This is a genomic window from Bradyrhizobium sp. USDA 3650, from assembly GCF_054057395.1.
On sequence record NZ_JBSRZG010000001.1, the window covers coordinates 5,078,008 to 5,089,573 of the forward strand.

At 62.0% G+C, this 11,566-nt stretch carries 13 protein-coding genes and 1 tRNA gene; 12 read left to right on the top strand and 2 right to left on the bottom strand.

Going from position 1 to position 11,566, the window contains the following annotated elements; all coding sequences use genetic code 11:
- Window positions 1-4: 4 nt before the first annotated feature.
- On the bottom strand, window positions 5-658 hold the full coding sequence (locus ACVIN2_RS23685; protein WP_456767390.1) for a TetR/AcrR family transcriptional regulator: 654 nt from the start codon (window positions 656-658) through the stop codon (window positions 5-7).
- Window positions 659-741: 83 nt separating this feature from the next.
- Here ACVIN2_RS23685 and ACVIN2_RS23690 point away from each other — a divergent pair, with 83 nt between their 5' ends.
- The 10 genes from ACVIN2_RS23690 to ACVIN2_RS23735 all read left to right on the top strand — a co-directional run bounded on the left by ACVIN2_RS23690 (window position 742) and on the right by ACVIN2_RS23735 (window position 8,436).
- On the top strand, window positions 742-1,680 hold the full coding sequence (locus tag ACVIN2_RS23690) for an SDR family oxidoreductase (protein ID WP_456767391.1): 939 nt from the start codon (window positions 742-744) through the stop codon (window positions 1,678-1,680).
- A 26-nt stretch (window positions 1,681-1,706) separates the two neighbouring features.
- Window positions 1,707-2,366 carry an NAD(P)H-binding protein gene (locus tag ACVIN2_RS23695; protein ID WP_456767392.1) on the top strand — a complete coding sequence of 220 codons (660 nt, stop codon included), beginning with the start codon at window positions 1,707-1,709 and terminating at the stop codon, window positions 2,364-2,366.
- Window positions 2,367-2,447: 81 nt separating this feature from the next.
- Window positions 2,448-2,885, top strand: coding sequence for a DUF2948 family protein (locus ACVIN2_RS23700; RefSeq protein ID WP_456767393.1), 438 nt, complete (start codon window positions 2,448-2,450; stop codon window positions 2,883-2,885).
- 250 nt (window positions 2,886-3,135) lie between these two features.
- Window positions 3,136-4,431 carry a histidinol dehydrogenase gene (gene hisD, locus ACVIN2_RS23705; RefSeq protein WP_456767394.1) on the top strand — a complete coding sequence of 432 codons (1,296 nt, stop codon included), beginning with the start codon at window positions 3,136-3,138 and terminating at the stop codon, window positions 4,429-4,431.
- A complete protein-coding gene (locus ACVIN2_RS23710) occupies window positions 4,428-4,925 on the top strand; it encodes a UPF0262 family protein (RefSeq protein WP_018453111.1) in 498 nt (165 codons plus the stop codon). Before hisD ends, ACVIN2_RS23710 begins: the two co-directional genes overlap by 4 nt.
- 5 nt (window positions 4,926-4,930) lie before the next feature.
- Window positions 4,931-5,398 (top strand): arsenate-mycothiol transferase ArsC, encoded by a 468-nt coding sequence (locus ACVIN2_RS23715; RefSeq protein WP_219682453.1) that lies wholly within the window; start codon window positions 4,931-4,933, stop codon window positions 5,396-5,398.
- 156 nt (window positions 5,399-5,554) lie between these two features.
- The gene (locus ACVIN2_RS23720; protein WP_027565713.1) at window positions 5,555-6,184 is read left to right on the top strand and encodes a Maf-like protein; all 630 of its coding nucleotides are present in this window, start codon (window positions 5,555-5,557) and stop codon (window positions 6,182-6,184) included.
- Between the two features lie 154 nt (window positions 6,185-6,338).
- A complete protein-coding gene (yacG, locus tag ACVIN2_RS23725; RefSeq protein WP_456767395.1) occupies window positions 6,339-6,518 on the top strand; it encodes a DNA gyrase inhibitor YacG in 180 nt (59 codons plus the stop codon).
- A gap of 185 nt (window positions 6,519-6,703) precedes the next feature.
- Window positions 6,704-6,779, top strand: a tRNA-Phe gene (locus ACVIN2_RS23730).
- 85 nt (window positions 6,780-6,864) lie between these two features.
- A complete protein-coding gene (locus ACVIN2_RS23735; RefSeq protein WP_456767396.1) occupies window positions 6,865-8,436 on the top strand; it encodes a DUF6538 domain-containing protein in 1,572 nt (523 codons plus the stop codon).
- Window positions 8,437-8,499: 63 nt separating this feature from the next.
- On the opposite strand, the gene ACVIN2_RS23740 is transcribed toward ACVIN2_RS23735, so the two are convergent.
- Complete coding sequence (locus ACVIN2_RS23740) at window positions 8,500-9,795, bottom strand: DUF2130 domain-containing protein (RefSeq protein ID WP_456767397.1); 1,296 nt, start codon at window positions 9,793-9,795, stop codon at window positions 8,500-8,502.
- A gap of 342 nt (window positions 9,796-10,137) precedes the next feature.
- Between ACVIN2_RS23740 and ACVIN2_RS23745 the strand changes: the two genes are divergently transcribed.
- Together ACVIN2_RS23745 and ACVIN2_RS23750 are read left to right on the top strand one after the other, a co-directional pair.
- Window positions 10,138-10,962: a hypothetical protein gene (locus ACVIN2_RS23745; RefSeq protein WP_456767398.1), complete on the top strand. Its 825-nt coding sequence runs from the start codon at window positions 10,138-10,140 to the stop codon at window positions 10,960-10,962.
- Window positions 10,959-11,564, top strand: a complete 606-nt coding sequence (locus ACVIN2_RS23750) for a hypothetical protein (protein WP_247773163.1) — start codon at window positions 10,959-10,961, stop codon at window positions 11,562-11,564. Before ACVIN2_RS23745 ends, ACVIN2_RS23750 begins: the two co-directional genes overlap by 4 nt.
- Window positions 11,565-11,566 lie beyond the last annotated feature (2 nt).

Consider the following 11,566-nt stretch of genomic DNA (forward strand, 5'->3'; position numbering starts at 1 on the left):
GGCCTCATTCCAATATCGCCCTGATCGCGTCGAAGGTGCGCTTGACGAAAGCTTCCGGCTTCTCCCGCGCCCCTCCGCCGATCCAGCTCTCGCCGCCGACGCGCATCGCGCCGGTGGCGATCATGGCGACGAGCCGCGCCTTCAACTGGTCCGATTTCGTTCTGGCGCGCTGGGCAAGTCCCTCGGCCAGCGCGCGCTCGAGCTTCTCGTATTTGAGTTGGTCGCGCGCCCGAAGCGCGGGATTGTCGCGCTTGAGCCGCGACATGGCCGCGGCCTCGGCCGGATCGATCCGCTTGAGCGCCGCCGCGATCGCGTTCTCCGCCGCGGTCAGCATGGTTTCGCCCGCCGGTCGCGCCACGACCTCTGCGACCAGCGCGGCGGCGGCGCCTTCCTGCCAGGCCGCGACCACGTCCTCCTTCGAGGCGAAATAATGGAAGAAGCTGCGTCGCGACACGTCCGCCGCGGCCGCAATATCGTCGATGGTCGTGGACTCGAAGCCGCGCTCCAGGAATAGCGCCATCGCGGCGCGGGTCAACCGCTCGCGGGTCTCTTGCAATTTACGCTGGCGCAGGCCGGTGCCATCGGCGGATTTTGCTCCTGCCGGCAATGGCTTGGTGCGCCTGTTGACTGATTTCCCGGCGACCTTCGAAAGCTTCAAATCATTTCACCACTTGCAAAGTTGCACCCAGTGCACATTTAGACCCGTCGCGGGCCCTTTCCCAGCCCTGACGGAGCTATGGCATGACCGACTGGACCACGGCAGACATCCCCTCCCTCAGCGGCAAGACTGCCGTCGTGACCGGAGCGACGGGCGGCCTCGGTTACGAGACGGCGATGGCGCTGGCGGGCGCCGGTGCCATTGTCATACTCACGGGGCGCAACGACGCAAAGGGCCTGCGCGCGATCGAGGGCATTTGCGACCGCTTTCCCAATGCGCTGATCGCCTACGAGCATCTCGACCTTGCCAATCTAACCTCCGTTGCCGATTTCGCCAGGCGCTTCGCGGCCGGCAACGAGCAACTCGACCTGCTCGTCAACAATGCCGGCGTGATGGCGCTGCCGAAGCGGCAGCAGACGGCGGATGGTTTCGAGATGCAGCTCGGCACCAATTATCTCGGTCATTACGCGCTGACGGCGCAGCTGTTGCCGCAGCTTCGCCGGGCGAAGGCGGCTCGGGTCGTCAATCTCTCGAGCCTTGCGCACCGCTCCGGTTCGATCAATTTCGACGATCTGCAGGCTAGGCATTCCTATCGTCCGTGGCGGGCTTATTGCCAGTCCAAGCTGGCGATGCTGATGTTTTCGCTGGAGTTGCAGCGCCGCAGCCTCGCCTCAGGCTGGGGGCTGACCAGCCTTGCCGCACATCCCGGCTACGCGCGGACCGATCTGATTTCGAACGGGCCGGGTGCGAACACGTTCCAGTCGCGCGTGAGCCGTTGGCTGCAGCCCTTCATCAGCCAATCTGCCGCGGAAGGCGCGCTGCCAACATTGTTGGCGGCGACCTCGCCCGCAGCTGAGCCCGGCGGTTATTACGGTCCGAACTGGCTCTTCGAATTGAAGGGGCCACCACGGCCGGCGAAGATCATGCCGCAGGCAAAGGATTTCGCCTCGGCAGCCATGCTGTGGGATGTCTCGGCGACTTTGACCGGTGTATCCTTCGACGAGATCGCGGCCGCCGCATGAGCCGCGAGCCTGTCGGGGAGGTCCCGATGCAGATCATCATCTTCGGCGCGACCGGCATGGTCGGGCAGGGCGTCTTGCGCGAATGCCTGGTCGATGCCGGCATCGACCGCGTGGTCGCGATCGGCCGCAGCCCGACCGGCGTGCGCAACGCCAAGCTCACGGAGATCACGCACGGCGATTTCACGGACTACTCGGCGATCGAAGCGCAGCTCACCGGCTTCGATGCCTGCTTCTTCTGCCTCGGCGTCTCCTCGATCGGCATGAGCGAGGAGCGCTACCGTCATCTCACCTATGACCTCACGCTCACAGCGGCGACCGTGCTGACCCGACTCAATCCGCAGATGACGTTTGTCTATGTCACGGGCGCCGGCACTGATTCAACGGAGCAGGGTTCGCGGATGTGGGCGCGGATCAAGGGCAAGACCGAGAACGATCTGCTCAAGCTTCCGTTCAAGGCGGCCTACATGTTCCGGCCCGGAGCGATCCAACCCCTCCACGGTGCTCGCTCCAAGACCGCGTGGGTGCAGGCCGTGTATGCGGCAACCTGGCCGCTGTGGTCGGTGCTACGCCGGCTCTCGCCGCGACTCGTCACCTCGACCGAGCAGATCGGCCGCGCCATGATCCGGGTTGCGCGGGAGGGGTATCCGCGAAAGGTGCTGGAGATGGAGGATATCAATGGCCTCTAGTCCAGTGGGGCGTTAGTTCTAGGGAAATTTCGCCGCCTGCGCGCGTTGAGCCCCGTCCGCCCGAAGGAGAAAGCGCCGTCGATGTCTCCCCAGCTCAAACTGATCGCACTCGACGCCGACGACCTCTCCGTGATCTCGGCCCACGTCCAGGACGCCCGCGTGCAGCCCTCCGACATCATCTGGCGGCAGAGCGAAAAGCGGCTGGTCGTCGGCATGAGCCGGTTGGACTGGGAGCAGACGCTGGACGGCGAGGCCGAGCCGCGCAGGCTGGTGGCCGCCCTCCGTTTCGACCGCGTGCTCGCCTGCAAGTCGCGCAACATCGACCTCGACGCGCTGGACACTGTCCTGGACCTCGTCGGCATCGAATTCCACGGCCAGGATGCCCCCGGCGGGAGCGCGCTGCTGCTGTTTGCCCAAGGCGGCGCCATCCGCCTCGACGTCGAATGCCTTGAATGCGAGCTGACGGATCTGGGGGCGGATCAGCTGGGCACGGGGTTGGAGGCTGAAGGGGAGGGGTGAGGGATGGATACTACATGCCACATATTCAGTGTCGTCCCGGCGAAGGTCGGGAGACCCATAACCCCAGGGTTTGGTTGTTGAAACAAGACGTGGCTCCGTATCGCTCGATAATTCCCGTTGGTGGTTATGGGTCCCGGCCTTCGCCGGGACGACACCTCTCAAGGGTTGACGGCGGGGGGCCGTCGCGCCATTGAGCAGGGGGCGGGTGAGCCAATCTGCCCCTAAAGCCCAACCAAAAGATCATCGCAAAATGCCCGTTCGTCTCGACCGCAGCAGCGCCGATTTTGACCAGCGATTCGGGGCCTTCCTCGCCGCCAAGCGAGAGGCCTCGGCCGATGTCGAGGCGGCCGCGCGTGCCATCGTCGACGACGTGGCGAAGCGGGGCGATGCCGCCCTGCTCGAGGCCACGGCAAAGTTCGACCGGTTGACGCTGGATGCATCCGGCCTGCGCGTCACCGCCGCCGAGATCGAGACCGCGGTGAAAGCCTGCGATGCAGCGACGCTGGATGCGCTCAAGTTCGCGCGCGATCGCATCGAGAGCTATCACAGCCGCCAACTGCCGAAGGACGAGCGCTTCACCGATCAGCTCGGCGTCGAGCTCGGCTGGCGCTACACCGCGATCGAATCCGCCGGCCTCTACGTGCCCGGCGGCACCGCGGCCTATCCGTCCTCGGTGCTGATGAATGCGGTGCCGGCAAAGGTCGCCGGCGTGACGCGTCTCGTCATGGTGGTGCCCTCGCCCGACGGCAAGCTCAACCCGCTGGTGCTGGCGGCAGCAAAGCTTGGCGGCGTCACCGAGATCTATCGCGTCGGCGGCGCGCAGGCGATTGCCGCGCTCGCACATGGTACCGCGACGATCGCGCCTGTCGCCAAAATCGTCGGGCCCGGCAACGCCTATGTCGCCGCGGCAAAGCGGCTCGTGTTCGGCAAAGTCGGCATCGACATGATCGCCGGTCCCTCGGAGGTGCTCGTCATCGCCGATGACACCGGCAATGCCGACTGGATTGCCGCCGACCTGCTGGCGCAGGCCGAGCACGATGCCAGCGCGCAGTCGATCCTGATTACCGATTCCGCGCGCCTTGCCGCCGATGTCGAAAAGGCCGTCGAGGCGCAGTTGAAGACGCTGCCGCGCGCCGCGATCGCCAGCGCCTCGTGGGCCGATTTCGGCGCCATCATCATGGTGAAGAACCTCAACGACGCCATTCCGCTTGCGGATGCGATTGCCGCCGAGCATCTCGAGATCATGACGCAAGATCCCGACGCGCTCGCCGCAAGGATCCGCAACGCCGGCGCCGTGTTCCTCGGGCCGCATACACCGGAGGCGATCGGCGACTATGTCGGCGGCTCCAACCACGTGCTGCCGACGGCGCGCTCGGCACGATTCTCGTCGGGTCTTTCGGTGCACGATTTCCTCAAGCGCACCTCGATCCTGAAATGCGGCCCGGATCAGCTGCGTGCGCTGGGTCCGGCCGCGATGATTCTCGGTAAGGCGGAGGGGCTAGATGCTCATTCGCGCTCGATTGGATTGCGCCTCAATTTGTCATGACCCAGCCGCCCGAACAGGACGACTCGACCAATCGCATCGTCGGCGTCACGCTCGACGAGGACTCGATCGGCCGTTCCGGGCCCGACATCGAGCATGAGCGCGCGATCGCGATCTACGATTTGATCGAGCAGAATTTGTTCGCGCCGGAGGGCGCCGACGGAAAGGGGCCGTTCACGCTGCATATCGGCATCACCGGCAGCCGGCTGATGTTCGACATTCGCCGCGAGGACGGCACGCCCGTGGTTGCGCATCTGTTGTCGCTGACGCCGTTCCGGCGGATCGTGAAGGATTATTTCATGATCTGCGACAGCTACTACCAGGCGATCCGCACGGCGACGCCGGACAAGATCGAGGCCATCGACATGGGCCGCCGCGGCATCCATGACGAGGGCTCACGTACGCTGCAGGAGCGCTTGAAGGGCAAGGTGCGGGTCGATTTCGAGACCTCGCGCCGGCTGTTCACGCTCATTACTGTCCTGCACTGGAAGGGTTAAGCGCGATGGCGGGTCCGCCACGCGCACGCGATCCGCAATCGGTGCTGTTCGCCTGCGCCATGAACAGCGTGCGCTCGCCGATGGCGGAGAGCCTGCTGCGGCACATGTTTCCGCAGGGCCTCTACGTGAAGTCGGCCGGCGCCAGGCGCGGCGAGCTCGATCCGTTCGCGGTGTCCGTGATGGCCGAGCTCGGCCAGGACATCTCCACCCACAAGCCGCAGACCTTCGAGGAATTGGAGGATTGGGAGGGGCTCAATTTCGACCTGATCATCACGCTGTCGCCGGAGGCGCATCACAAGGCGCTGGAGCTGACCCGCACGCTTGCCGCCGACGTCGAGTATTGGCCGACGCTTGATCCGACCACCATGGAAGGCAGCCGCGACCAGAAGTTGGCTGCCTATCGCGACGTCTGCGACCAGCTCCTGCTGCGCATCCGCCGGCGATTTTCGAAGGTGGGCGCGGCAAACGGCTAGCATTTGGCGCCCGTAACACCCGCGTCACAGACTGCGGGCACACGCATCCTGTACCCGTCGAATCAGTAAAGTCCGGGTTCCCGGGTTGTGAAATCAGCCCCCGTCCGATAGGTTCCGCGCGCAATTCACCCCCTGCTTCATTCCCCAAATCACCTGATGCTCGGCCGCCCCAAATTCGTTCTCGCCTCCGGTTCGCCGCGGCGCCTGTCGCTGCTCAACCAGGCCGGCATCGAGCCGGACGCGCTCCGGCCCGCCGACGTCGACGAGACGCCGAAGCGGGGCGAGCTGCCGCGCGCCTGCGCCAACCGGCTCGCGCGGGCCAAGGCCGATGCGGCGCTCAAATCGGTGCAACTCGACGACGAGCTGCGCGGCGCCTTCATCCTCTCCGCCGACACGGTGGTGGCGGTCGGCCGCCGCATCCTGCCCAAGGCCAACCTCGTCGACGAGGCCGCGCAGTGCCTGCGGCTGCTGTCGGGCCGTAACCACCGCGTCTACACCGCGATCACCCTGGTGACGCCGCGCGAGGCGTTCCGCCAGCGCCTGGTCGAGACCCGCGTCCGCTTCAAGCGCCTCTCGGAGGACGACATCCAGGCCTATATCGGCTCCGGCGAATGGCGCGGCAAAGCCGGCGGCTACGCCGTGCAGGGCATCGCCGGGTCGTTCGTGGTCAAGATGGTGGGGTCCTACACCAACGTGGTTGGCCTGCCGCTCTACGAGACCACCACGCTGCTTGGCGGCGAAGGTTTCCCGATCCGCTTCGGCTGGCTCAACGCCACCGCCATCTGAGCCGACAAGCCGCTCCTGCAAAAAATCTCGAAAACAACCCCATGCACAGTAGAATTGCCCCGCGCGACCTGGCCGGGACGCCTGCGCCTTCGCCGGAGGAACCCCTTTGGCGACAGGCTCTTGAACTGGCTCACATGTGTCAGCTGAGCACTTCATGGACGACCAGGTGAAAAAGCCCGCAAGCCCCAAAACCTGCCCGATCTGCGGCAAGCCGCAGTCCGAGGCCACCCGCCCGTTCTGCTCCTCGCGCTGCCGCGACGTCGATCTGAACCGTTGGCTGAAAGGCTCCTATGTCATTCCCGGCCGGGATGACGAGGCAGATGGCGAAGAATAGCCCTGTTCTATCAACTATTTAAATTCTCAATGCGCCGCGGCGCGCCGTTTCCTCCAAGCCACGTCCCGCCTTGTGCACAGCCGGGCCGCGCCCGGCGAAGCCACTTGGCGAAGCCGGGTGGACAGGCAGCCTTCAGCCCACTATAAACCGCCCGCTCGATGGGCTTTGGCCCCTCTTTGGAGCACGCCCAGGTAGCTCAGTTGGTAGAGCATGCGACTGAAAATCGCAGTGTCGGTGGTTCGATTCCGCCCCTGGGCACCACGGCTCTTTTAAGAGCCTGATATCCAAAGCATTTCAGCAAATTCAACGGCTTAGCGCTACGGTTTTGGTACAAAACGGTGGTACAATGCCGCTTGCAATGTCACGTCCCTGGAAGCACCCGAAAACCGGGATCTATCAGCTCCGAAAAGTCGTACCGGAGGAGCTCCGCCAAATTGTCGGCAAGCGCGAGGAGAAGGTCAGCCTTCAGACCCGCGACCCGGCGGAAGCCAAGGTGCGTCATGCCAAGGCGCTCGCCGAGCTCGAGGCTCGGTGGGCCAATCTGCGTGCGGGGCCGAAACCTCTGTCTGAGCGTGAAGCGCACCAACTGGCTATCGTCTCGTATGATCGCTGGTTGGAGCAATACAGGGATAATCCGAGCCAACAGACCAACTGGGACATTGGAGTTGGCGATCGGCTCTTTGGCCCACCCCCGACCAGGGAGGAAAAAGACACGGCTCGTGCGCAGTCGGTCGATTTCTTCTCGCCCGAGCCGGAATTGCACCAGATTGCTCGAATGGAGCAGGCCTGTTTGGAAGCCGCGGACGGCTACCTGAGCGCTCACGGGTTTTCTGTGGATTGGCAGAATCGACGGACAATGGCGCGCGCCATTGGCGCTGCCATACAGCGCGCAAGTCTGGTGCTAGCCAAGCTGGCAAGAGGGGAAACTGTCGCAGAGTTTCCCTTCCCGACTTTGTCGGTATCGCCGGGCGCGCCCGTCGCTCGCTCGCCAGGACGAGCCGTCACATTCCAGGATCTTCTGGATGGATGGAAAGCCGAGCGGCGGCCGGTCGCCAAGACTGTTTACGAATGGTCGCGCGTCATCCGGGAACTAGAGAAATATCTTGGGCATACAGATGCCCGTCACCTAACGGCGGAGAATCTCGTCGACTGGAAACGAGCGTTGGTGGCCTCGGGACTGCGGGCGAAGACTATTCAGAGTGCAAAGCTTTCGCCGGCGCGCGCGATCCTGCAATGGGGCGTCCAGAATAAGCTTCTCAGCTCAAATGCTGCCGAAGGCATTTCTCTTGAAGTCAGAGCCAAGCAAGGAGAGCGCAAGCGAAGCTTCAATGATGAGGAGGCAAAGACCATCCTCCAGGCCGCGCGCTCGGAGAACGATCCGGTCAAGAGGTGGGTCCCTTGGATCGGCGCATACACTGGGGCGCGACTTTCCGAGATCTGTCAGCTGCGACGAGAAGACGTTCTACAGATTGAAGACGTCTGGTGCATGAAGTTCGTGCCGGAAGCAGGCTCGCTCAAGACTTCTGGATCGGAGCGAGTAGTCCCCGTTCACCCGGCGCTGATTGAGAGTGGTTTTCTCAGCTTCGTTGCTCGGGTCAAGCCCGGTCCTCTGTTCGCCGAGCTTTCTCCAGACAAGTTCGGCAAGCGCGGTGGCAATGGGACCAAGATGATCGGAAGGTTTGTGCGTCGGCTTGGGTTGAAGGACCCTCGACTGTCCCCAAGCCATTCTTGGCGTCACCGGATCAAAACGCTCGGACGAAAGCATGGGCTGGCGCAAGACATTCTAAATGCGATCACAGGCCATGGATCGAAGTCGGTCGCCGACTCGTACGGCGAATTTCCCGTGGAGGCGCTCTATAGAGAGCTTTGCAAGATCCCGGTGCTCGAACTCAGGAAGGCTGGCCTCAACAAGAACTGATAAGCTTTTGAGAGAAAGCTTATCAGTAGTGACAATGACCGATGATGGTGCCCCTTCCAAAGCCTATCCGGCTTTGCGGTCTGGTTCACCAAAGTCTTCAAGCAGTGGCATATCCAGGCTCGGGATCTCCGGCATTGCCTTGCCAGCGATTGCCTGGAGGTCACCGACCATCCCTACTGTGGAGTCGAGCACGGACAGTATTTGTGTTTCTCGCTTGGCCCACTGACGCCCCATGAATTTGCGTTCCTTGTCGAGGTCGTCCCGCATATCGTTGAATTTTTCAACGACGGCGTCCACGCGTTGCCGAAACTTGGTGCCGGTCAGATAGTGATACACCTGCTCCATCTTCGTTTGCTGACCCTGCTGGAGCAATCGTGAGCTGCTCACGTCAATTAGACCTTGGCGGAGGGCTACTGCGACTGGAAGAGCACAACGAGGATGAGCGACCCAAACGCCATCGACCAAGTCGAATTGCTCGACATACTTGGGTAAGGCTTTAGAGACAATTAGGGCTACATCGGCACCGGATCGGCGCTGATCATCCCGCAATTTGGCAAGCCACCCGTCACTCCAGGCTTTCGTGCGCTTAGTTTCCCAAAGAATGATGCCGGCAGGCTGGCCGATAGCTCCGTTCACTTGCTGCATGACGTCTGCACCAAGCTCGCCTTTGCCGATTGGATCGATTGAGTCTGTCGGAAAGCGCCCGCGCAAAAGCTCCTCGAGCTCAAGTTCTAGGACCTCGCCTTGTGATTGCTGCGACCCTTGCTCCGCCTTGCGCTTTAGCTCTTCGATAGTGCGTGCCATTGACTCAATGGTTTGATCCTTCTCGGCGACTCGCAACCGAGCCGCCTCGTCAGCCTCTTGGCGAGCTTTGGTCTGGACAGTCTCGACAGATGCTTGCACACGCTTTTCAATCGTCAGATCTAGCTCGCGCTTCTCGTCATCAAGTGCCCGTTGCTTCCGCATTAGCTCGGCCTGTGCCTGCTGAGCTTCCGCCAGCTTGATGTTATTGCTCTCAAGTGTCCGTTGCAGCTCCGCAACTTCGTTCGCCCGCGCCTGAAGATCTGAAGCCACAGCGTCCCGTGCCTTTTTAGCTTCGGCAGCTACGACTTGCCTGCGTTCGGTCTCCAGCCGTTGCTTGATCTGCTCTTCGACGTTAGCCCTTGCTTTGGCTAGTTCATCTTGCTGTTGTCGCAATTCGTCAGCTTTGCGAGAGAATTCCGTTTCTTTCGCGGCAAGTTTGGCTTGGAAGCCGCGTCGCTCGGCTTCCAACAAAGGTGCCGCAATCGACTCCGTAAGCGGAATTTGGTGCCCGCACTTGGGGCAGGGGACGTGCGGTTCGTGGACGTGTTCAGCCATCAGAAATAATTGTTCCTGTTTTGTTCATTATGGCTGAGTCCGACCTTTCGGTCAACTCTGAGTTGGATTGATCCCCAAGAAAGCCCCAAGAGGGAAAATAACCCAGTGAAGTGCTCTAGTTCGATTTTCTTCGCTCGCTCCAATCTCTAGGCGGGTGTGGATTGCCGCGACGCTCGATTCGAGCGGGGCGAGGCGCAAAATAAAAATTGAAATTGCTTATGTTTTCTTATGAGTTGCGGAATCGAATGGATCGCTCCAAGGTTGTGATATTCGCACTTCCACTTTTTCGGGGTCTGCGGCGCTTTCCTTGAGAGACAGCGTTCAACAGCGAGGCTACCGCCAATGGCAGACGAAAGCGAGGACGCCCCCCCGGCCTCCTGGGACCTTGAGGGCTGGCGCTCGGCCGTGGCGCGAGGAAAACTAGGTACGTACCGACCGGAAGTCCTGCTTTGCGCAGTGCAGGACCTGGGCCCAGATGCCGACCCCAGGGTATTAAACTCGATCGCGAAGCATCTGTCAGACGTCATCATGAAGATGGCCCGCGGATACATCGGCACCAACAAGCCCAACAAGGGCGAGGACATCATCCTTCTGGTGCATGGCGGTATCTGGACCTCGTTATTGGACAAGGATTCCGAGGACGGGAGAACGATGCGCAGCGGCCTTGGCGGTATCGTGAAGTTTCGCTGCCTCGATGCAATCGCCCTGGCTAACAAGCACAGCCGCATTCCGCTGGAGCCCAAGCTCCGCGAGGTAAAGAAGAACGAAGACCCGGATGCCGTGCCGATGGCCCGGGACAAGGCCCGCGAGGTTTCGCACCTCGTGGTCACACACGACCCGCCGGCGGAAGACGGGTTTCACGGCGACGATGCGATCTCGGCCGGGCCGAGGTCTAACCCGGCCCCGGCCTTGCTCGATGCGATGCGGCAGCTGGATGAGCATCTGGATGTGGAGCGCGTGCTGTCGCATATCACGGACGATCGCAAGCGGCTTGCCTTCCGGCTCTTCATGGAAGACGTGCCGAATGGATCGAAACGGACACTGTCGATTGCGCAGGCGGTAGGCATCTCGCCGAAATGGGCTGAGGTGTGGATCGCGGAGATGATCGAGCTCCTGCAGGACACCGCCGAGTTCAAGGAACTGACAAATAAAAAGGTGAGCTCATGAAAGACGTTCGAGATAAGGAGAGAGATCGGGTGCTGATGGCTTTTCATGAGGCATGCGAAAAGCCGAGCGTTGATCAAATTCTGGAATGGACGGAGCGCTTCCCAAAATATGCCGACGATATCCGGGCGCACGCAGCCGTCGCGCGCGACCTAGCGGCTGTGCGTGTTGAGGAAGCGGAGGACATCAGTGAGTCCGTTCTCAATACCGCGTATAGCAACGCCCTCAATGCGATCTACGCCGCACAGCAGAAAGACGCACAGCCGGATGTTGCGGCGTCGTTTCACGATATCGCGGCGGCGCGCAACGTTGACGTAATTGAAATGGCGCGCGCGATGGATATCGCGCGTGGCGTTTTAGCCGATCTGTTTGACGGCGCGATGCTGCGTCCGATCCGGAAACGGCTCATGGATGCTGTTTGCCAGGCGCTTGCTATCACGGCTGGTGCTTTCGATCGGGCGCTCGATCTTGCTTTGGCGAACCCACGTTTGGGTCATGCCAAGTCAACTGGTGCTCCAACGCTGAAACGGCGGACCTGCGACGAGATTATTGCGAACAGCCGCATGTCGCCTGATCGCGTGCGCTATTGGCTTGAGGGAGATTAAGC